We start from the raw sequence: 21,165 nt of genomic DNA, 5'->3' as shown, positions 1-21,165 counted from the left end.
TTATTTTGGTGCTTCGCCTTTGGCGAGTGTAAAGATAAATTCGGTACCAACGCCCTCTGTACTGATGACATTGATATTCTGGTTATGCGCAGTGATGATCTCTTTGACGATCGAAAGCCCAAGTCCCGTTCCTTTGCGGTCCTTGCCGCGGGAGGCGTCGAGCTTGTAGAAGCGCTCCCAGATTTTCGTGATGCTTGCCTTTGGAATGCCGCAGCCGGTGTCCTTGACGGAGACGAAGACTTTACCGTGCTTCTCCGTTGTCTCAACTGTGATGGTGGAATCGTTGTTGCTGAATTTGATTGCATTATCAATGAGATTGTACAGCACCTGCTGGATTTTTCCCATATCGGCGCAGACGTATAAGGTGCGCGATGCGAGGATCAGTGAAATGGAAATCCGCTTTTTTGTGCAGGTTCCCTCAAACGAAGCGGCGGTATCCTTGATGACGGCGTTGATGTCAAACGAGGTCAGATCAAGCATATTCCCTTTATCGTCGATGTCGTTCAGCGTCAGCAGGCTCTGCGTCAGCTTGTGCAGCCGTTCTGTCTCAAACAGAACGATTTTCAGATATTTTTCCTGCATTTCCGGCGGAATCGTTCCGTCTAGGATTGCCTCCACGTAGCCTTTGATCGAGGTCAGCGGTGAGCGGAAGTCGTGAGAGACGTTCGCCACAAATTTCCGCTGGTATTCGCCGGTCTTGTTCAGCTCGCCGGACATGTAGTTCAGCGTGGAAGCGAGATACCCCATCTCATCGTGAGATTTAACATCAATTTTGTGGGTCAGGTTGCCGGAGGCATACTCCTTTGCACCGTTGATGATCTTTTTCAGCGGCCGGTACACGACGAGGGAGAAAAAGATCAGAATCACAAACGAGAGTCCGAACACGAGCAGGAACAGAAAATCAATCCGTGCCAGCAGACTTTCCCTCTGCTGATAGACGTCCTGCAGCGGAAGGTGGATGGCGACATAGCCATTGATCCGGAAATCGGAGGTGACGGGAACCATGACGCTCAGCATCTTGTCTTCGAAATAGCCGAAAAACGTTCCCGTGCTGTAATACTCGCTGCCGAGCGCAACTGGATCAAAACCGTCGATGATCTCCGGGTTTTCCTCATCGAGTGCAGCTGCCGTGTTCAGCAGAATTTCCCCGTCTGCGCTGATGAGCCAGATCTGGGAATTGTGATAGGAAGCCAGTGCACTGAGCGAATTGTAAAGATCCGTCAGGGAACGCTCACTGTGGTAATAAAGGTCGCCCTGTTTGGAAGCGATCTGCGTGGCCTCCCGGTACAGACTGGTGCTCGCGCTGGAGACCAGACTGTCCTCCACCATGCGGGAGCCGACCGTTGAGATCAGCGTAAAGCCGGCAATGGCGAGAATGACATAAATGAGAATTAATTTCCGGTAAAGCGTGCGTCGCATTATTTTTTAACCTCAAACTTGTAACCGATGCCCCAGACCGTCGTGATGGCCCAGGAGGCATGGTCCTTGATTTTTTCGCGGAGACGTTTGATATGAACGTCTACCGTGCGGGTATCGCCGATGTACTCATAGCCCCAGATATGGTCGAGGAGCTGTTCCCGCGTAAAGACCTGGTTTGGTGAGGAAGCAAGGAAGTAGAGAAGCTCCAGTTCCTTCGGCGGCATATCGACGGTGCGGCCCTGGTAAATGACGGAATAGTTCGTCTGGTTGATGATAAGATCCGGGTACTCGACACATTTTCCTGCGGTCGCGGACACCGGGATCGTGCGTGATGGCTGAAATCTCCGCAGCACTGCTTTCACACGGGCAACGAGCTCCTTGGAATCAAATGGTTTGATGATGTAGTCATCCGCGCCGAGTTCCAGGCCGAGGACTTTGTCGAACACCTCGCCCTTTGCCGAGAGCATGATGATCGGAACATCGGAATCGTGCCGGATTTCGCGGCAGACCTGGTAGCCGTCCATGCCGGGCAGCATCAGGTCGAGCAGAATCAGGTTCGGCTGGAAGGAGTGAAACTCCCGGACAGCCTCTTCTCCATCGTTTACAATTTTTGTGTCATAGCATTCCTTGGTCAGATAGAGAGAAATCAGTTCTGCGATATTGTTATCGTCATCGACAATCAGAATTTTCTGTTTGGAAGCCATAAAAGATTCTCCTTCACTGGGGACAGGACGGAACCGCATACAGTATGCGTTCCGTCCCATATTTTCCTGAGTTTTTATTTCTTAAACGTAACAATCGTAACGCCGGCATCGCCCTCGCCGAATTCCGCTAAATGGAAGTCCGCTACGTGTTTCTGGCGGCGCAGATAATTGTGAATGCCTTTCCGCAGTGCGCCCGTTCCTTTTCCGTGGACAACGCGGACACTCGGCAGATGGGAGAGATAAGCGTCATCGAGATATTTGTCGAGTTCGGCAACCGCTTCATCCACCGTTTTTCCGAGCAGATTGATCTCGGTAGAAATCGTGGCAGCCTTGGAAAGCTTCGATTTTCCGCTGCTTGTGCGGGAGATGGACGGGCCGGTGATGACAGCCTCGTCGATCAGCACAAGGTCGGAGATATGCACTTTGGTCCGCATGATACCCATCTGGACGAAGAGATTTCCCTTCGAATCCGGGCGGGTGCTGACAGTACCTTTGAGATTCATGCTTAAGACTTTGACGGCATCGCCGAGATGAAGATCCTGCGGGCGGAGATTTCCGGTGCGCTTCGGTACTTCCTTCGCCTTTTTCTTATCGAGCTTGTTCATCTTTTCACGCAGAGCGGTACGTTTCTGCTCCATTTCGCGGACGGAAACATTCTCTTTTCCAAATTTCTGGAAATCGCGCATCGTCTGGTCGGCGTATTCCTTCGCCTCGCGGAGAATTCTCTGTGCCTCCTCGGTTGCATTGGAGATCATCTTTTCTTTTCTTGCGTCGATCTGTTCCTGATTCTTGGCAAGGCTCTGCTTCAGGGATTCGACTTCCGCGCGGGTGCGGGCAAGCTCTTCTTTTTCGCGTTCCAGCGTGATCCGGTTCTGCTCGAGAGTGGTCAGAACGTCCTCAAACGATTCATCCTGCTCGCTGATTTCGTCTTTTGCCTTGTTGATGATGTAGTCCGGCAGGCCGAGTTTGCTGGAAATCGCAAACGCATTACTCTTTCCAGGAACGCCGACGAGCAGGCGGTATGTCGGGCTTAAAGTCTCGACATCGAATTCACAGCAGGCATTCTCCACGCCCGGTGTGGATAAGGCATAGATTTTCAGTTCACTGTAGTGTGTCGTTGCCATGGTGCGGATGCCGCGCTCGTGGAGCGTAGAGAGGATCGCGATGGCAAGCGCCGCGCCCTCTGTCGGGTCGGTACCGGCGCCGAGCTCATCGAACAGGACGAGGGAATTGCGGTCTGCCTTGTCGAGGAAGGAAACCACATTCGTCATGTGGGAGGAGAAGGTACTCAACGACTGCTCGATGCTCTGCTCATCACCGATATCGGCGTAAACCTCGTCGAAAACGGAAAGGGAGGAGCGGTCGAGTGCCGGAATGTGAAGTCCGGACTGGCCCATCAGTGTTAAGAGTCCGACCGTCTTTAAGGAAACCGTTTTACCGCCGGTATTCGGTCCGGTGACGATCAGAAGGTCGAAATCTTCGCCGAGCGACAGATCAATCGGAACGACTTTTTTCGCATTGATCAGCGGGTGGCGTGCCTTGCGCAGGTGGATTTTACCTTCGGTGTTGAAGATCGGCTCATTGGCGTTCTGCTCCATTGCAAGAGCGGCGCGCGCGAAGATGAAGTCAAGCTCTACCATGTTTTCGAGGTCGTAACGGATCTCATCGCGGTGCAGGTCTGCCTGGGCACTCAACGTAGAGAGGATGACCTCGATTTCTTTTGCTTCTTCAATTTCCAGCTCACGGATATCGTTGTTCAGTTTGACAACGGCCATCGGCTCGACAAAGAAGGTGGAACCGGTCGAGGACTGGTCATGTACCATGCCAGGAACCTGGCCTTTGTACTCGGATTTGATCGGGATACAGTAGCGGCCGTCGCGCATCGTGATGACGGCATCCTGCAGATACGTGCGGTAGGAACCGTTGACGAGCGAGATTAACTGGCTGTGGATTTTTTCCTCACACGATTTGATGGAACGACGGATGCGGCGTAGATTCGGGCTTGCATCATCGCTGATTTCATCCTCGGAGAGAATACAGCGGCGGATTTCCGTGGAAAGCAGCGTCAGAGGCTCCAGTGTTTCGAAGAGATCTTCGAGGCTGTCCGGCGTCTGGTCCGCATTTTCGCGGCGGCCGTACGCTTTGACGCGTGCCGTGTTTTCCAGAAGTGCGGCGGTCTGCAGAAGCTCCGTGATGTTCATGGAGCTGCCGATTTCGAGACGCTTTAATGCGCCGCGGATATCTTTGGCATCACCAAAGGAAATGTGGCCTTTTTTAAAGAGCCGGGTGAGCGCGTCGTGTGTCTCGTGCTGCATCCGCGTAATCTGGGAGAGGGAAGAAGAAGGAACGAGCTTCAGACATTTCTTCCGGCCCAGCGGAGAACTGGCATACGAAGCCAGCTGTTCGATAATTTTGTCGTATTCGAGCGTTTTTAATGCTTTCTGATTCATGATACTTACCTTTTCGTATTAATAATTCATCATCGTTTACAGATAATGCGGTATTTTTTATCACATACCGCCCGGATCTGATCTGGCGTCTGTACGGGAAAGCACAGAGCGCAGGTGGAATGTGGGTCACAGGTTTTTCCACTCCCCCAATTATACCTTAAAAAGGAAAAGAAAGAAACCCCAAGAACGAGAAAATGCGGGATCTTGGAGAAATGAGAAAAAAATGTAACAGTCTTCATAAAATGTTCATATCTATCTGGTAAAGTTTCTTATATATGTGAAAATTGTGGGAGCGCGTATGCGCAGAGCAGTTCGGAATGGAATACGAATGTATGGAGAAAGAAATGTATGGAAAATGACCCAAAACCTTACAAATTCATGAAAGAGAGCATCAAAAAGCAGCCGCCTGACTGGAAAAAGATCGTATTGCTGATTGCCGGATGGCTGGTTCTTGCAGCACTTGGCGGTCTGGTTGCGGCCGCGGTCTTTGCTGTGACAGAGCCAAAGATTGCCGGTGCAATTACAAAAGAGGAGCCGCCGGCCAAAGTGGATATTCCGGGCGACGAGGATCCGAACAGCGGACAGGAGATGGATGAGACGATGACAGCATCTTCGGAGAATGCGCCGGTGGACAGCAGTGGTTCCGGCTCGGAAATCAGCAGTTCCACAGCGGATGGCAGTGTTTTGGATGAAAGTGTCGCAGAAAGCACGATTTCCGAGAGCACGGATGGAAACGAAGCGGCAGAGGGAACGGAGACGGGGGAGGAGAGCAGTGAGGCTTCCACAGTCGATGGTGAAACGGATGCGGAGGCAAAGGACAACAGTCTCAGAAATTATGAAGTGCTCTACCAGGATATGCTGGAAGTAACGGAAAAACCAAAACGAGCGCTGGTGACCGTCATCGGCATTACCAATCAGATGGACTATTTTAACCAGAACTATGAAAACCAGCAGCAGATTTCCGGACTGATCGTTGCAGACAACGGACAGGATCTTTTCATCCTGACGGAATACCGCATTGTGGAAAATGTGGAGCGGATTCAGGTTACGTTCTGGGATGAGACGATGGTAGATGCCACATACCAGCGCCATGATCCGAGCACCGGTTTTACGATTGTGAAGGTGGACAAGTCGAAGCTGGATGAGGAAACACGGGACGGCCTTGAAATTGCGCCGCTTGGCAGTTCGTATCTCGTAAGCCAGGGTGATCCGGTTGTGGCCGTCGGAAGCCCGGTTGGCTACAGTGATTCGATTGCGTACGGCGTGGTGACTTCGGTTACGAATAAGATCTCAGCGCTGGACAATGAGTACAATCTGCTGACAACTGACATCCTCGGCAGTACGGACGGCAGCGGTATTCTGGTAAATCTGGACGGCGAAATCGTCGGTATTATCGCGCAGAGCTACAGTGCCAAGGGAAACAACGTGGTGACGGGCATTGCAATTTCGCAGATCAAAAAGCTGATTGAAAATCTCTCCAACAATGTGAGCCGCGCTTATATCGGCATCCGCGGGCAGGATGTCACAGAAGAGCTTTCCGACAAAACAGGGATTCCAAAAGGCGTTCTGATCAGCAGCGTCACAGACGATTCGCCGGCGATGATGGCGGGCATGAAAGAGTATGATGTGATTGTAAAGCTCGGGGAACAGAAGGTGGAAACGATCAAACAGTACCATGAGCAGCTGGGAAAACACAGCGCAGGAGAAGTGGTTACCGTGACGGCGATGCGGAAAGGCGCCGAAGGATACGCGGAGATGACGTTTGATGTGACGCTTGGAGAAGTCTGAAAACAGAGGCTTTCGGAAGCCAAAAAGCCGGCCTTGACCGGCGTGGTTTCCGAAAGCTTTTTCTTTTCGGACGGTTTCCGAACCGCTGTGAAAAAATACGTGCATTCTGTATAAAAATCTGGTAGAATTGGTAAGGCATGTAAAGAAACAAGGAAAACAAAAACGGAACGCTGTGTCCGCATTTATTTTAGAAAAAGAGGATTTATTTTTATGAAGTATATTAACGAACTCCGGGAAGGAAACCGCATGTCCGGTGTCTATCTCTGCAAACATAAACAGTCAGCCGTTACGAAAAACGGAAAACAGTATGAAAACGTGATCTTACAGGACCGCACCGGTACGATCGATGCGAAAATCTGGGATCCGAATTCGATGGGAATCGACGAATTCGAAGCACTTGACTACGTCGACATCAGCGGCGATATCACCGTATTCAACGGCGCGCTTCAGGTTTCGATCAAGCGTGCAAGAAAGGCAGGAGAGGGCGAGTACAACCCGGCAGACTATCTGCCGACCAGCCGTTACGACATCGACACGATGTATCAGGAACTGCTTTCCTGGATTGGAACGGTGAAAAACCAGTATCTTTCCGCAATCCTGACGTACTATTTTATCCAGGACCAGGAGACGGTAAAACGGTTCCGCATGAGCTCTGCGGCAAAAAGTGTTCACCACGGCTTTGTCGGCGGACTGCTGGAGCATACGTTAAGTGTCACCCGTTTCTGTGATTTTATGGCGAAATCGTACGGGATCTTAAACCGTGATCTGCTGATTACGGCAGCGATTCTGCATGACATCGGAAAGACGAAAGAACTCTCTTTATTCCCGCAGAACGATTACACGGATGATGGACAGCTTCTCGGCCACATTATGATCGGTGCGGAGATGGTACACGATGCTGCACAGAAAATAGAAGGTTTTCCGATGGAGCTGGAAAATCAGTTAAAACACTGCATTCTGGCACACCACGGTGAGCTGGAATACGGTTCCCCGAAAAAGCCGGCAATGGTAGAAGCGGTAGCGCTGAACTTGGCTGATAATGCCGATGCCAAAATGGAGACTCTGACCGAGCTGTTTGATGCAGCGCCGGCAGGCAATGAGTGGATTGGCTACAACCGGTTCTTTGAGTCCAACATCCGCAGAACAGGAGACTTTTCATGAGCTATCAGAAAAATGATGTACTGACGGTGAAAATTGAAGATATGGGACACGACGGAGAGGGTATAGGCAAATGCGAGGGCTATACCCTCTTTGTCAAGGACACGGTTATCGGAGATCTTGCCGAAGTAAAAGTGATAAAAGCAAAGAAAAATTACGGCTACGCACGGCTGATGCGTCTGATCGAACCGTCCCCGCACCGCGTAGAGCCGATATGCCCTGTGGCCCGTCCATGCGGCGGCTGTCAGTTACAGATGCTTGACTATGCAGAGCAGCTCCGCTTTAAAGAAAAGAAAATTGCCCAGAACCTCCAGCGGATCGGTGGGATGACGGAAATTCCGATGGAGCCGATTGTGGGGATGGAGTCTCCGTTCCGGTATCGAAACAAAGCACAGTTCCCGATCGGACAGGATAAAAACGGGAAACTGATTACCGGATTTTATGCGGGAAGAACGCATCAGATCATGGAAAACCGGAACTGCTATCTTGGCGTAGAGCAGAACGAAGAGATTTTGAACCGCATTCTCGCGTGGATGGAAGAAAACAGCGTTTCGGCATACCAGGAGGAGACCGGCAAAGGTCTGGTGCGCCATGTGCTGATCCGGTTTGGATTTACAACGAAAGAAATCATGGTCTGTCTCGTTGTGAACGGAAAGAAACTGCCGGCAGAGAAAAAACTCATCCAATCACTGACGGAACTGGAAGGCATGACGAGCATTACACTCAGCGTAAACCGTGAGCGGACCAATGTTATCATGGGGAAAGAGATTCGCTGTCTGTGGGGACAGGAATTTATTACCGATTATATCGGAAAGGTAAAATACCAGATTTCTCCGCTTTCCTTCTATCAGGTAAATCCCGTGCAGACAGAAAAACTGTACAGCCTTGCGCTGGAATATGCTGGTCTTACCGGAGAAGAGACTGTCTGGGATCTGTACTGCGGTATCGGAACGATTTCACTTTTTCTGGCGCAGAAGGCGAAAAAAGTTTACGGCGTGGAGATCGTGCCGGAGGCCATCGCAGATGCGAAAAACAATGCGAAAATCAATGGAATCGAAAATGCAGAGTTTTTTGTCGGAAAATCCGAGGAAGTACTGCCGGAATATTACGAAAAATATGCCAAAGAACATCCAGGCGAACATGCGCATGCCGATGTGATTGTAGTCGATCCGCCGCGGAAAGGATGCGAGGAAAATCTGCTCCGCACCATGGCCGATATGCAGCCGGATCGGATTGTGTATGTCTCGTGCGATTCTGCGACACTGGCAAGGGATCTGAAGATTCTTCAGGAGCTGGGGTATGAGGTGAAAAAGGTAAGAGGCGTGGACCAGTTTCCGATGACTTGCCATGTAGAGACGGTAGTTCTTTTGTCCCAACAAAAACCAGATGACACGATAGAGATCGACTTAGATCTGGATGAGCTGGATGCCACCAGTGCCGAGTTGAAAGCAACCTATCAGGAAATCAAAGATTATGTGCTGAAAGAATTTGGCTTGAAGGTTTCAAGTTTATATATTTCTCAAATCAAAAGGAAATGTGGAATCGAAGTAGGAGAGAACTATAATCTGCCAAAGACAGAAAATCCAAAAGTGCCACAGTGTCCGAAAGAGAAAGAAGATGCTATCAAGGCTGCCCTGAAATATTTTGCGATGATCTAAGGATATCGCTGATTTCAAGGAGGAATAACACATGAAAAGCACATTTGAAAAAAAGGGTGGAACCTACACACTGGGAGCAGACGGAATTTACTATCCGAATTTTGTCAGTACAGATGAAGAACCGCATTATGGGAAATATGGAATGATGCGGAAAACGTATCTGAAAGAGCATCGTCCGGCAATGTATTCACTGTATATGTTGGAAGACAGACTGGTGGAACATCTGAATCTTGTGGACGATGAAGCACAGGAGAGAATGGATATTCTGGTGCGTCAGATGATGGAGCGGCAGGGCATTACGGAAGAATTGAAAGCCTATGACCATATGGAATGGGTCAGGGCGGTGAATAACATCCGAAATGCAGCAGAAGAGATTGTGTTAAAAGAATTAGTGTATATTTAAAGCGTGGAAAGCTCCTTCGGGAGCTTTTTACCGTTTTTACAAACAATTTTTTCACGAGCCAGAAAGCAATTTATTTGCATCAAAAATAATTTGTGGAAACTGCAATAAGGTATTTTCATGGAACAGATGTAGAGCGAGAAACTATTGGAAGGTTACCGGACAGAGAAGGTGATAGAATACACGGATGGAGCAGAATTTTTGACGGAGATGGATACGAATTTGATGCTGAAAACATTGAACTCAATCTAGGTTTTTAAAGATGGAACGGAGATTGAATGTAAAAATGAAGGGGAGTAAGGAAAGATGTCGATTGGGAGGTGAGATTCCTGATCGGCTTTGCTGTTGTAGATTTATGTACTGGTTACTTGTCGTATTCTTTAATTAGTGATATAATTCAAACTAGCACTCGATAAAAAAGAGTGCTAATAACAAAAAGGGGGATAAAACAATATGAGTAAACAAGTATATATAAGTGCAGATTATGCAGAATATGATGGTGATCGTGATGTTGTTGAAGAGTTGAACAAATGGGGGAGTGATAATTTTCACAAGGTTGATTTTATCGATATGTCTAAAGTAGCATCAGGGAGCGTTTCAAAAGATCCTGATTGCCGCATATGCGATTTAAAACAAGAATTTAACAGACAAATTAATGCTTCATCTGCAGTTATCTTTGTTGTTGGAGATAAGACTGCATTGCGTACAGCAGGGAGTGCTTGTAGGCGTTCAGGTAATGATCAAAGTTCTTGTAATTGTACACCGTATAAACAAAATACAAATGGTACGAAATCGTGTAAGGTATTTTTTACTTCTACTCCTGGTGAAAACGATGATGTGGGATGTATTAATTCATATTCGTATTTGAAACATGAATTTAAACAGGCAGAGAAGAAAAATAAAACAATTATTGTGGTTTATAATTCTCTTCGGAGAGAATCAGATTGGCTTCCTTCTTATATGAAGAATTACGAAGATAGTGCAAGACCTTTTTGGACAACAAATTATCGAGGCGATAAAGTAGGAGATTATTCATACATAAAAGAGGTACTGGGATTTTGAGTGATTTATTAAAGAAAAGCGTGGCATATGCTTTTGCTATCATTTCAGCAGTTTTTACTTTTATTCCAGAAGTTATATTTGGAAAGGTTATATTGATATCAGAAGATGTTCTTAAACAATTCACTTTAGAGGGCTATACTTTAGAAATCAATATTATTGTGAATCGTGTACTTACTTTTGTAATTGTATGGTTTTTCACAGCGTTTGGATATAAAACGTATTTACTTTTGCGAAATAAAGTTAGTATAAAAGGGAACAATTATAAAATTACAGTGGAATATGGCGATTTGCTTAAAATGAAGAAATGTAAAAAAATAATTAATTTTGATGAATGTTTTTCAACTCATGTTGGTACTGCTCCTGCTGATATAAAACCAACTTCAATATGTGGACAATATTTAACTGCAAATCCTAATCTAAATATTCAATTACTGTTGTCAAACTCACATCTAAAGCCACTTAAGTCTAAATCGAAATATCAGGGTAAAGAACGGTATGAATCAGGGAGAATAGTACCGAATGGGGATGAACTGTTGCTGGCATTTGCTAAACTGGATAAAAATGGGTTGGGCAGATTTTTTACGCGTGATGAATATTTGGAGTGCTTATCGGTATTATGGGAAGAAATAGATAAGCATTATGGACAGCAAGATGTATGTATACCAATTTTAGGAGCTGGGTTAACTCGCTTTGACGGAGGTTCAGGTGCATCTATTCCTCAGCAGGAGCTGCTTGATATGATAATTTGGTCTTATAAATTAAGCTCCCATAAAATAAAATCACCTTGTAAGTTGCGTATTATATGTAGAAGAGATCAAGAGTTTTCATTGGATAAAATCGATTCGTTAGTATAAAGGGATAAGTCATGGATGATGGAAGTTCTTTTATCTGATTTACTGGAAAATATAAAAAAGACACAGATGCCGATTGGAAGTTGTAATTTCTGATCGGCTTTTCTCTTACTCTTTTGTAGATGGCAAAATAGAAAGCGATATGATAAAATATATATATTCTGGTTAAGGAAGAAGGAACAAAAATGGACGATACAAATTTATCGATTGTAAAAGTAGATAATATAAAAAAATTTTGGTTGAGTTTTACTACATGGTTCGAAGATGAGTTACCAGGAACAGGGATTTTAAAGGCATATTATGAAGATTATGACAATTGGAATGGTGGAATTTATTATTTAGGGATAGATTTTGAAAAAGAATATAGATTACACTATGGGATAGATTATTCGGACATTTTGAAATTGGAAGTGCCTCAAATGGAAGATATAAAAATGTTTATAGAGCTTGCATTTCATGAGTGGGTAATTTTTGAGAAAAGATATGATTTTACAGTTATGGTAAACAAACGACTTAGTCGTTTTTCCATTCCGTATAGATTACAGAATGGACGATTAATACAAGAGGGATATAAAACATCATATTATTTAGATAAAATTTTAAATTACTCTATGTTCGAAAGAAAGATTCGTTATTCAGAAGAAATGATAACGAGCCGAGAATATCTAGATAAGAAAAGTGCATTGGATTACATAATAGATGCTTTGCAATTTATTTTGTCGGTACAAGATAGTGAAAAAGTAATACTAAAATATAAATTGGCCGCAAAAAGTGTCAACGAAGATGAAAATAGTAAAGTATATGCGGTTGTTAAGGCTGAAATTGAGGAGATTATGAAAATCTCCAATGAATATTTTGATATACGTCACAATGAATATCTGAATAAGGCGAAACAGGCAAGAGAGCCAATTCAGGACTTGGCTTTTATTGAATATCTGTATAATCGCGCATATGCCTTACTGTATTTACTTAGAATTAAAACAGATACAGATAAATTGATTAACTTTAAAAAGGATTGTGACAATCATACATCTGTTGATCAAGATGTATGATTATGTGAGGTAAAATATGTTATATGAACGAGATTATCTTTTAGGTTTGACAGAAGCTGAAAAGCAAGAATATGAAGAGGCAACTGGACGGAAGTTTGGTGAAAAAAGAGTAAGTGGATTTGGACGAGTTAATAATTTTTTGGCATATCCTAAAGCTGCAAGAATGTGTAAATCACTTTTTCCTAATAATTATTTGGATGTTGCGGAATTGCGAGATGTGGAACGTTTGGCTGCTGCAAATGAAGAATTTTTTTCTTTATTAAGTGATGAAGCATGTACAGAAAGAAGCATATTGAATTTCATAAAGGATAAAAAATATTATCATATAATAGGCTCCATCATTTGGGGATTATCGATTAACATTGGAAATCATGGAGTGTATTTATTTCCAGAATTTCAGTTGGGTAATTCATATAAAGCTGATTATCTTCTTGTTGGAAAAAGTTCCGGAGGTTATGAATTTATTTTTATTGAATTAGAAAGTCCATATGGAAATATAACATTAAAAGATGGACAGCTTGGTGCAGAATTTAGGGATGGAATATCACAGTTAGAAGATTGGAAAAGATGGCTTCCGGCAAATTATAGTTCTTTTGGAGAAATTATGAGGAAGCACAAGAATAGTGCACGTGATTTGCCAGAAGAATTTTATATTTTGGACATGTCTCGGTTTCATTATGTTGTTATTTCTGGAAGGAGATCGGATTTTCAAGATAAGACCTATATTATAAAACGAGAGCGGAAAAAAGCCGATGATATCGATATAATACATTATGATAATTTATACGATTTTTCGAATAATTTGATAGGAAAGTTAACATATTAAAAAGAGGGATATTTCTGAAAATGCAGAAAGATATAATAGAAAAAGAAATAGCGGAAATAATTAAGGATTTTAGACAATCTTCTGTTGGGATAGAGATAAATCAGGCACACGTGCATAAATGGGTTTCTCAGTTCAATCCTGATGTGCAGGATACAATTTTGGAGGAAACCCTGCATATTTTGAAGAAGTGGTATTTTGGTAGAGATAAAATCAGTTTATTTTTGAATGAGATAATGAATTATTTGAAGTTAGAAAATAAAAATGCAACAGATGCAGATCCATTTAAAGGCATATGTTTTTTAGATATACAAGAAAGTGGTAAAAGTCAAATTCAATTGATTGAAATTCTAAAAGATGAAGCAAACAAAAAATATGGATGCAGTATAAGAACCGGAAATCCGGGACAAGAGAATTACTATGTATATCTAGATGATGGTTTGTACACTGGAAGCAGATTGAGAAAAGATATTAAACGATGCTTGCAAACTATACCAGAGGGATCACATATAGATGTTATTTATTTGATTGCATGTCGGAGTGGCATGGATTTTTCAAAAAGCGTGTTAGAAAAGGTATGCAAGACCAAGAATATAAAATTAAATATTCATAGATGGCGAGAGATATGTAATAACAAAACAATTACGAGAATTAACAATGTTACTTCATACGAACCAGTTCAGGAATGTTTGTGGCCTTCATCAAGGTTGGCTAAACTACCAGAGGTTAGTTCGTATATTGAAAAGTTAGAAAGAGTTAATGGAAAAAAAGTATATTACGTTTTTCGTAATGCTAGATATCAATATACAGAGGGAATATTTTCAAATTTAGAAAATAGAGATATAGTTGAAGAAAAATTTCTGAAAAAAGGGATTGCAATTACAAAAAATATACAAGATCATAAAGGATTATATCCTTTGGGATATAATCTGACACCATCATTTGGTTTTGGATCATTTTGTGCTACTGATTTAAATATATCAAACACATGTCCAATAGTGCTATGGTGGGGAAATGTGATTGAAAAAGGAAATGAGTTGGATTGTTGGTATCCTTTGTTACCGAGAAGGATTAGTAATGCAGATATTAATCCATTCAATGCTGATTGGGAACCTGAAGAAATTGAAGATGATGGATACGATGACATTTTTGACACATGTCCAGAATGTGGTTGTGGTATAAGCTTAAGAAATGATGGTGGCAATGGTTTTTGCATTGATTGTGCTTGGAAACATTAGGAGGCATTTTGGATAGGTAAAAACTATTCCACCTAAATGGAGGATAAACCTTTCGAAAAAGGTTGTGGTTTTGCTATTTAGTCTATGTCAGTACAGATGAAGAACCGCATTATGGAATGATGCGGAAAACATATCTGAAAGAGCATCGTCCGGCGATATATTTACGGTATATGTTGGAAGATAGACTGATAGAACATCGGAATGTTTTGGATGAAGAAGCACAGGAGAAGTAAGGCATTGTGGAAGAAATAAAAGCCAACGACCCGATGGAATGGGTCAGGGCGGTAAATAATTTCCAGAATGTAGTGGAAGAGATAGTGTCGAAAGAATTAGTGTATATTTAAAATGTGGAAAGCTTCTTTGGGGTTTTTTTTCTGATTATAAAGAAAGTATATAGAAAATGCATTGATCATATGGTATGATTTGAACAGAAGTTAATCGTGCCATATGGCTTGATTATAAAAGCAAAGATAAAAACGCAACGTACATCTTTGGTGTGCCAGAGCCGGTAGGTAGCCCGGCCGTCCTATATAAATAGGGTAAGTAACCTGCCCCTCCGGGTTGTCCATTCTTTGTTCAATCAATTTTAGGAGGGATTCTTATGGACAAAGTCAATGGAAAGCTGACAGTATTTTTTGAAGAGCCGTTTTGGGTGGGAATCTTTGAACGCATCGAAGATGGTAAACTATCTGTGGCAAAGGTAACATTTGGTGCAGAGCCAAAAGATTATGAAGTACAGGAATATATTCAAAAGTGCTATTTCAGTTTGAAATTCAGTCCGGTTGTTGAAACTGTTGTAAAGGATATCAAAAGAAATCCGAAACGGATGCAGCGGGAAGCAAAAAAGCAGATGCTGGAAATAGGCATTGGTACAAAATCGCAACAGGCGTTGAAATTACAGCAGGAACAGAACAAGCAGGAACGCAAAGAGAAAAGCCGGAAGAAAAAAGAGGCGGAAGAACAGCGAATGTTTGAACTGAAACAACGAAAGAAAAGAGAAAAGCATAAGGGACATTAAGGTCCCTTCAGGCTGTAGACAAAACCTTGCAAAAGCAGGGTTTTGTCTACAGTTTGGGTGTATGGAAGTTAAATCCATATGCTTTTTTTAAAGAACTCATTTTTGAACAAAAGATTTGTAAAAACATATTATCTATTCAAAGACGGTTATAATTCTATATCATATGATTTTTTCTTAGTCCGAGCAGGCTGATTTCGCCGTATTTCCTGTTCTCTTTGATATTTAAGTTCCCATGCACGATGGGAGAAGACATCAGGATCTTCCACATTGAGATAATCCACTTCATTGGTTGCAATATCACGGCGGTGATAGTCATAATACTTACCAAAAGTACCTTTGAGCTGCTCGATCAGCTTATCCCGGAAATCAGGACGTATCTGGATTCTGGTGTCCAGCAATTCTGTATACTGTTCAGGTTCAGGACGAAATTTTTCTTCCCGGAAAGCAGCGGCGTCTTTTTTAAGCTGCTTTTTAAGGGAGATGTCCTGAGAATCCAGGATATCAAGATTGCTATTCATCTGGTCATATTTTTTGGATAGATTCGTCATATCTTTATCAGTGGAGCATTGTGCCTGGAAGATTAGTTGCTCTTTCCTTGATTTCAGTTCTTCAATTTCTTCCGTAACAGTGGTAAGCTGCTGATTCAATTTTATATGCTGGATGGGATTCAAAATACTGGTTTTCTCTTTTTCTACATTCAGCTCTTTCCGTTCTGTAACTTTAGCTTTGAGTTTCTTTTTAACGGTGTTGTATTTATTCAGTATTGGATTAAAATGATTCATCCAATCATGAATTACTTCTTTTTGCATCTCATTATGAAGTAAATGATATTGTGTAAAAATCATATGATTTCGGATAGTTTCCATTGTTTCTGCAATTACAGGAATAGAATTTTTGACAGCTTGAGCCAGTTTCTCTACCTGAGCTTTTAATTCCCGGAGCATTTGGTTATCTGCACGAATCTGGCGGTTGATTTCACAGCGGTCAGCTATCATTCCTTTCTTTTCCATGTTTTGAGCAATATAGCCTTCGTGGATGGTCGGCTGTTCGGTGATTCCCTGATCTGCAAAGCTGCGGTGATCAATGGATGCATTTATCTGATTGTGGGCAAGCATTTCATTTACAGTATCTGCCCAGTTTGCTCTCCAGATACAGAGTTGCTCATCACTGTTCCATTGTTCAGAAATGGGATTCTGTCTGCCATAGCGGCTGCTTTTTGGATGCTTGTCGATGCGGTCATAGCCTTTTTCCTGTGCGACAGATGCGGTCATATAAACTTTCTTTTTCCCAACTTTATATCTGTATTGCTTTTCCCAGCCATCTTTTTGAGCAGCTTTGAATTCAGTAGCTGTAAATCCTTTTTCTTCTCCATTTTTTATGCAGAGATATTCTTTTTCTGTTTTATACTGCCATGTTCCGTTTTCGTTCAGTGGACGGACGGTAAGCAGAATGTGTGCATGAGGATTGTGTCCATCCGTATCGTGAATAGCAAAGTCAGCGCACATGCCCATATCTACAAAGTTCTTTTGAATAAAATCTTTTAGAAGAGAAATATTACTGTCCTTATCTAATTCAACGGGAAGTGCGACAACAAATTCCCTTGCCAGTCGGCTGTCTTTTGTTTTTTCTGCAGCTTCCACAGCATTCCAGAGTTGTTCACGGTCTTTCCATTCTGGTGAAGCCATCGGTGGAAGCAATACTTCCTGATAAATGAGTCCATGCTTTCTGGTGTAATCATGCTGGATGCCATCGTAATCATTGTACATCCGGCTGCAGCTCATATAAGCAGAAGCTGCGACAGCGGAACGTCCGGAACCACGGCTGACAACTTTGGCTTGCATATGATAAATTGCCATATCTGGCACCTCCTTTCGATGTTGCCTGCAACAGCGGAAAAGCCCTCGGCAGAGCGCACGAGCCCCGTAGGGGATACCACCGCCCGATTTATCGGGTGGTGAGTAAGTGCGCCCTTCGGGAGTAGAACTTGTGCGTTTACATTCCTCGTAGCCGGATTATCAGCTCCCGTTTCAGGGAATCCAAATCCATTTCTTTAATATGGGGAACAATACTTTCCAAAATGGCTCCTTCCTGGACTAATCGGTGTGTTCTGGCATCACGTTCTTTTTTGCGATTTCTTGCTTCGGCTTCTTCTTGGCGGTGTCTTGCCTGTAAAAGTGCTTTTTCTTCTGGTGTCATGATTTTTTTATCTGCCATATCTGGCACCTCCTTTTTATGCCCGTATCCGGGCAGTATTGGTTTTAAAATCTTATGGTTTGGTACTATAGTTTCGGATAACTGACAGTGGCATGTTTCTGGTGATAAATAAGGAAAGAAAGTAGTACCACTGTCAGTGAAGAATAATTATCGTGTTATGCTTCTTTGCTTCAGTTCTGGTTCGGAGCATGATTGTTTAACAGAATTCTTTTTGCCTGTTTTAAATTAGCTGTTGCATTGTCCTGACGAATATTCCGGTTATTGATACGGACAGGAATACATCTCTCCAGAATACGGTCATAAATTCGTTTGTGTGCGATATCAGCGGCGTTATTCAGCTCTGATAAAGTGAGATTGGTCGTTATGATCAGGGGCTTTTTACTGCGGTAACGACTGTCGATCACATTGAATACCTGTTCCAGTACAAAGTCAGAGTTCCGCTCAATTCCGAGATCATCAATAATCAGAAGACTGTAGCGGTTTAAGCTGTTGATGAACTGGTTTCTGTCTTCAAAATGCATTCCGGTAAGGGTATTTAGAATTCGGGAAAAGTTGGTCATCAGTACAGGAACGCCTTTTTCCAGAAGGGCATTGGCAATGCAGCCTGCAAAAAAAGATTTTCCAGTACCGACATCACCCCAGATGAGAAGTCCGGAAGCATTTGCTCTCATCTCTTCCCAGTTGCTTACATAATTGTGTGCCAGTTTTATTTCCGGATTGATGCCGTTATCCCTGGCAAAAGTGTAGTCATAGAGTGCTTTGTCCTGTAAGCCGCTGGTTTTAAGATGCTCTATTTCCATTTGTTTTTCATGAAGTTTTCTCTGGGCTTCTTCCTGCTCAAAGATTTCCTGCTGGCATTTACAGCGGATGGAAGGAATAAGAACCTTTCCCTGTAATTCATGCCTGCATTGCCTTGGCGTATTGCATTTGGAACAGTAGATCAGGTGGTCTGTTTCGTTAAAATATTCATCAGACTGAAGCTCTCTGTTTGGGGTTATAGCTGTTGGTTTTTCTATAAATTTTGTCATAATGTTTCGTATTCCTCACTTTCGTAATTCCGTTGTCGGGAAGCAGGATGATCCTGTCTTGCCCAACTGATGATGGTAGCTGCGTGGTTCTGATATTGCTTTCCGGTAGAAGCCATATAACCGGATAAGCGTTCAATATAATCCTTCCAGTCAGGGATTGTCTGCCGGATATCTTCAAGCTCTTTTTCTGACAGAAAAACATTTTGAAATTTTCCATAGGGTGAGAGTGGCTCCTTACTCCCTCTTATTGCTAAATTGTTCTTTTTTATCTCTTTCTTATTACCAGACAGTTTTCTGTCTGTATCAGGGAAAGAATCCTGTCTGTCAATAGGACAGTTTTTTGTCTGTCTTAGGGAAAGAAATCTGTCTGTATAGTGGATGGTTTCTTTTGGGAGTTTTACATAAATCCGATTGGGCTGTCCGGGACCCTGCCGTTTTCGGAAGATAAGCTCCTGTTTTTCCAGTACTGCCAGAGCAGTTTTAACCGTCATCTGGCTTTTGTGGAGAACTTCTGCCAGTGCTTCAATCGTAAAGTAAATGAACACATGACCGTCTGTATCTGACCACCCCTCATTTTTCTGGGAAAGCCTTGCCCGGTCGAGCAGGATAATATAAAGCATTTTGGCAGTTTCGTTTATTTCCATGTCCAGAAGGAAACGGGGAAACATCATATAAGATGGCAGGTTGGTGTCTGCTGTCAGAAAGTCAGTCATGTGTTCACCTCCAATCAAAAGGGTTTATTCCCCAAGAAAATCCCAGTCTACATCACTATCTGGCTGTGAATTTTCAGGTGCTGGAAAGGATGCCCTGATTTGGGGCTCCCTTTGCGCCATGCCTGCAGTCAGTCCGGAAAGAAAAAGTGGCAATGCCTGTTTCAGACTGTTTTCCACTGCATCTACAATCTGTTTCACAAAAAGTTCTTCCCGTTCTCTTGTTTCCAGATAAGGATCAGCCTGTGTGTGGTAGTAGCGGTCAAAATAATCTACCAGTGCAAGAGAGATTACCTGACTGTAAGATTTAAAATCCTGCCTGTCCATCGTCTGTAAATATTCCCAGGCTCTCCGTTGCTGTTCTTTGTCCAGATTAAAGCGCAGGTTTGTGTTGCGGATATTGTTCTGCATGGTTTATCCCCTCCTTTTCAGGCTCATATAAGCCAGAGATTCGTAACCTTTGGCGGTGGCGCAGATGTCATCAATGATGGTGACTCGTAATTTGTCATACGTTCCGAAGTTACGGATCAGACATCCACCGCCGCCAACTACATACAGGCGCATTAGGTCAGGATTGTATTCATATTTGCGGAGTGTGGAAAAAAGTTCTGCCACATACTGTCTGGCAATAGAACTGATACAATCCATATATGGTGCTGAAATGTCAGCTGTTCCAAACCGCAGAATCTGTTCTACTGTAGATTCTTCAATCTTCACTCCAAATTTGTCCAGAACAGCGTTCTTTGCAGCAATCATGCATTGGTTTACACCAAGTTTTTCTGTCCAGCATCGGCTTTCTTGTGCTTTCTTATTGTTGATATACAGAATGTTCATGGTTCCGTTTCCGATATCTGCAAGGAGATTAGTTCCCTTGAAATTTCCAAGGTGGTTTACAATAGCCGGATATCCCTGTGGGTAAAGGCTACATCCCACAAAGCGGAGATGATATTCTTTGCCGTTGAAACGGTAATGGACTTCTGGATTCTGGAGCAGATAGGAACGAAAAGCTTCTCTTTGATTTCTGATCCATGTCAGAGGAAGTCCGGCAGCCAGATGAACATCTGCTTCACGGATGGAAAAGACATTCAGTTCCCTTGCAATAGCCATTAGCGTCAGAAGATAATATTCTTCGTCCATAGCTTTATCCGGGATAAATTCTTTGTGTCCTTCGCCGATCCGGTAGTAAATGCCGTTGTATTCCAGAATATTCCCGGTGAAGATTGGTTCAGTTTCATAGGCTTTGATGCCGGTTGGGGTGACGGTGTTTGCTGTTTTCATATTGCCGTAGCCATGATCTACAGCAATGATTTTGGTGTTTCTGAGTTCTCGCATAAAAAATACCTCCGTTTTCGTATTGATTGATTCAGCAGGTCGTACCGGTGTGGTACTGCTCTGCTGTGGGATAAGCATACGAAAATCGGAGGAAAAAGGCATTGAGGGGAAATTGAGCAGGAATTGAGAAAAAAGATATATTGTGCTTACGTTCTTCATGTACTCTTGTTGTGATTTCATTGTTTTTTATCGTATAATATGGATACTGGAGGTGTGCGCCAGTTCGGTGCCGAATATATAGTTGGTGGGAATCCAGTCTG

At 43.3% G+C, this 21,165-nt stretch carries 19 protein-coding genes and 1 pseudogene; 11 read left to right on the top strand and 9 right to left on the bottom strand.

From position 1 onward, the window contains the following. From DWX26_RS03265 to DWX26_RS03255, 3 genes are all read right to left on the bottom strand, one after another. Positions 1-1,419, bottom strand: a complete 1,419-nt coding sequence (locus DWX26_RS03265; RefSeq protein ID WP_022461606.1) for a sensor histidine kinase — start codon at positions 1,417-1,419, stop codon at positions 1-3. Further along, positions 1,419-2,123, bottom strand: coding sequence for a response regulator transcription factor (locus tag DWX26_RS03260; RefSeq protein ID WP_022461607.1), 705 nt, complete (start codon positions 2,121-2,123; stop codon positions 1,419-1,421). The genes DWX26_RS03265 and DWX26_RS03260 overlap by 1 nt, the downstream gene beginning before the upstream one ends. 74 nt (positions 2,124-2,197) lie before the next feature. After that, entirely contained in the window at positions 2,198-4,573 is a 2,376-nt protein-coding gene (locus tag DWX26_RS03255) for an endonuclease MutS2 (RefSeq protein WP_118600859.1), read from the bottom strand. Between the two features lie 348 nt (positions 4,574-4,921). Between DWX26_RS03255 and DWX26_RS03250 the strand changes: the two genes are divergently transcribed. The 11 genes and pseudogenes from DWX26_RS03250 (at position 4,922) to DWX26_RS03200 (ending at position 15,621) form a co-directional block, all read left to right on the top strand. After that, a complete protein-coding gene (locus tag DWX26_RS03250; RefSeq protein ID WP_118600858.1) occupies positions 4,922-6,361 on the top strand; it encodes a S1C family serine protease in 1,440 nt (479 codons plus the stop codon). 210 nt (positions 6,362-6,571) lie between these two features. After that, a complete protein-coding gene (locus DWX26_RS03245; protein WP_118600857.1) occupies positions 6,572-7,522 on the top strand; it encodes a 3'-5' exoribonuclease YhaM family protein in 951 nt (316 codons plus the stop codon). Further along, positions 7,519-9,177, top strand: coding sequence for a 23S rRNA (uracil(1939)-C(5))-methyltransferase RlmD (gene rlmD, locus DWX26_RS03240; RefSeq protein ID WP_118600856.1), 1,659 nt, complete (start codon positions 7,519-7,521; stop codon positions 9,175-9,177). Before DWX26_RS03245 ends, rlmD begins: the two co-directional genes overlap by 4 nt. A 31-nt stretch (positions 9,178-9,208) precedes the next feature. After that, positions 9,209-9,580 (top strand): TnpV protein, encoded by a 372-nt coding sequence (locus tag DWX26_RS03235; RefSeq protein WP_118202883.1) that lies wholly within the window; start codon positions 9,209-9,211, stop codon positions 9,578-9,580. Positions 9,581-10,030: 450 nt separating this feature from the next. Beyond that, entirely contained in the window at positions 10,031-10,639 is a 609-nt protein-coding gene (locus DWX26_RS03230; RefSeq protein ID WP_118521293.1) for a hypothetical protein, read from the top strand. Continuing rightward, positions 10,636-11,493, top strand: coding sequence for a macro domain-containing protein (locus DWX26_RS03225; RefSeq protein ID WP_118521292.1), 858 nt, complete (start codon positions 10,636-10,638; stop codon positions 11,491-11,493). The genes DWX26_RS03230 and DWX26_RS03225 overlap by 4 nt, the downstream gene beginning before the upstream one ends. 182 nt (positions 11,494-11,675) lie before the next feature. Beyond that, positions 11,676-12,542 (top strand): hypothetical protein, encoded by an 867-nt coding sequence (locus DWX26_RS03220; protein WP_118108821.1) that lies wholly within the window; start codon positions 11,676-11,678, stop codon positions 12,540-12,542. A gap of 16 nt (positions 12,543-12,558) precedes the next feature. Then, a complete protein-coding gene (locus DWX26_RS03215; RefSeq protein ID WP_118600855.1) occupies positions 12,559-13,368 on the top strand; it encodes a Shedu anti-phage system protein SduA domain-containing protein in 810 nt (269 codons plus the stop codon). Between the two features lie 20 nt (positions 13,369-13,388). Beyond that, positions 13,389-14,603, top strand: a complete 1,215-nt coding sequence (locus tag DWX26_RS03210) for a phosphoribosyltransferase-like protein (RefSeq protein WP_118600854.1) — start codon at positions 13,389-13,391, stop codon at positions 14,601-14,603. An 86-nt stretch (positions 14,604-14,689) separates the two neighbouring features. Continuing rightward, positions 14,690-14,947: pseudogene (locus DWX26_RS03205) on the top strand (TnpV protein); the annotation flags it as partial. Between the two features lie 257 nt (positions 14,948-15,204). Further along, positions 15,205-15,621, top strand: a complete 417-nt coding sequence (locus DWX26_RS03200) for a YjdF family protein (protein WP_118108818.1) — start codon at positions 15,205-15,207, stop codon at positions 15,619-15,621. Between the two features lie 146 nt (positions 15,622-15,767). Here the strand turns inward: DWX26_RS03200 and mobQ are convergent, their stop codons facing one another. The 6 genes from mobQ to DWX26_RS03170 form a co-directional block, all read right to left on the bottom strand. Continuing rightward, positions 15,768-17,477 (bottom strand): MobQ family relaxase, encoded by a 1,710-nt coding sequence (gene mobQ, locus DWX26_RS03195; protein WP_118600853.1) that lies wholly within the window; start codon positions 17,475-17,477, stop codon positions 15,768-15,770. A 136-nt stretch (positions 17,478-17,613) separates the two neighbouring features. After that, positions 17,614-17,835 carry a DUF3847 domain-containing protein gene (locus DWX26_RS03190; RefSeq protein ID WP_005348485.1) on the bottom strand — a complete coding sequence of 74 codons (222 nt, stop codon included), beginning with the start codon at positions 17,833-17,835 and terminating at the stop codon, positions 17,614-17,616. Positions 17,836-18,005: 170 nt separating this feature from the next. Then, positions 18,006-18,863, bottom strand: coding sequence for an ATP-binding protein (locus DWX26_RS03185; RefSeq protein WP_118600851.1), 858 nt, complete (start codon positions 18,861-18,863; stop codon positions 18,006-18,008). Beyond that, positions 18,860-19,576: a replication initiator protein A gene (locus DWX26_RS03180; protein ID WP_005348487.1), complete on the bottom strand. Its 717-nt coding sequence runs from the start codon at positions 19,574-19,576 to the stop codon at positions 18,860-18,862. The genes DWX26_RS03185 and DWX26_RS03180 overlap by 4 nt, the downstream gene beginning before the upstream one ends. 24 nt (positions 19,577-19,600) lie before the next feature. Next, entirely contained in the window at positions 19,601-19,984 is a 384-nt protein-coding gene (locus tag DWX26_RS03175; RefSeq protein WP_118600849.1) for an adenylate cyclase, read from the bottom strand. A 3-nt stretch (positions 19,985-19,987) separates the two neighbouring features. After that, positions 19,988-20,905, bottom strand: coding sequence for a ParM/StbA family protein (locus DWX26_RS03170; protein WP_117688329.1), 918 nt, complete (start codon positions 20,903-20,905; stop codon positions 19,988-19,990). Positions 20,906-21,165: the final 260 nt, after the last annotated feature.

Origin of the sequence: Blautia sp. AF19-1, assembly GCF_003479155.1 — a bacterium.
In the GTDB taxonomy this organism is placed as follows: Bacteria; Bacillota; Clostridia; order Lachnospirales; family Lachnospiraceae; genus Fusicatenibacter; species Fusicatenibacter saccharivorans.
This window is presented reverse-complemented; position numbering and strand designations above follow the sequence as displayed.

Coding starts and splice junctions, on each gene's coding strand:
- DWX26_RS03265 (WP_022461606.1), bottom strand. CDS start 1,419: ATGCGACGCACGCTTTACCGGAAATTAATTCTCATTTATGTCATTCTC.
- DWX26_RS03260 (WP_022461607.1), bottom strand. CDS start 2,123: ATGGCTTCCAAACAGAAAATTCTGATTGTCGATGACGATAACAATATC.
- DWX26_RS03255 (WP_118600859.1), bottom strand. CDS start 4,573: ATGAATCAGAAAGCATTAAAAACGCTCGAATACGACAAAATTATCGAA.
- DWX26_RS03250 (WP_118600858.1), top strand. CDS start 4,922: ATGGAAAATGACCCAAAACCTTACAAATTCATGAAAGAGAGCATCAAA.
- DWX26_RS03245 (WP_118600857.1), top strand. CDS start 6,572: ATGAAGTATATTAACGAACTCCGGGAAGGAAACCGCATGTCCGGTGTC.
- rlmD (WP_118600856.1), top strand. CDS start 7,519: ATGAGCTATCAGAAAAATGATGTACTGACGGTGAAAATTGAAGATATG.
- DWX26_RS03235 (WP_118202883.1), top strand. CDS start 9,209: ATGAAAAGCACATTTGAAAAAAAGGGTGGAACCTACACACTGGGAGCA.
- DWX26_RS03230 (WP_118521293.1), top strand. CDS start 10,031: ATGAGTAAACAAGTATATATAAGTGCAGATTATGCAGAATATGATGGT.
- DWX26_RS03220 (WP_118108821.1), top strand. CDS start 11,676: ATGGACGATACAAATTTATCGATTGTAAAAGTAGATAATATAAAAAAA.
- DWX26_RS03215 (WP_118600855.1), top strand. CDS start 12,559: ATGTTATATGAACGAGATTATCTTTTAGGTTTGACAGAAGCTGAAAAG.
- DWX26_RS03210 (WP_118600854.1), top strand. CDS start 13,389: ATGCAGAAAGATATAATAGAAAAAGAAATAGCGGAAATAATTAAGGAT.
- DWX26_RS03200 (WP_118108818.1), top strand. CDS start 15,205: ATGGACAAAGTCAATGGAAAGCTGACAGTATTTTTTGAAGAGCCGTTT.
- mobQ (WP_118600853.1), bottom strand. CDS start 17,477: ATGGCAATTTATCATATGCAAGCCAAAGTTGTCAGCCGTGGTTCCGGA.
- DWX26_RS03190 (WP_005348485.1), bottom strand. CDS start 17,835: ATGGCAGATAAAAAAATCATGACACCAGAAGAAAAAGCACTTTTACAG.
- DWX26_RS03185 (WP_118600851.1), bottom strand. CDS start 18,863: ATGACAAAATTTATAGAAAAACCAACAGCTATAACCCCAAACAGAGAG.
- DWX26_RS03180 (WP_005348487.1), bottom strand. CDS start 19,576: ATGACTGACTTTCTGACAGCAGACACCAACCTGCCATCTTATATGATG.
- DWX26_RS03175 (WP_118600849.1), bottom strand. CDS start 19,984: ATGCAGAACAATATCCGCAACACAAACCTGCGCTTTAATCTGGACAAA.
- DWX26_RS03170 (WP_117688329.1), bottom strand. CDS start 20,905: ATGCGAGAACTCAGAAACACCAAAATCATTGCTGTAGATCATGGCTAC.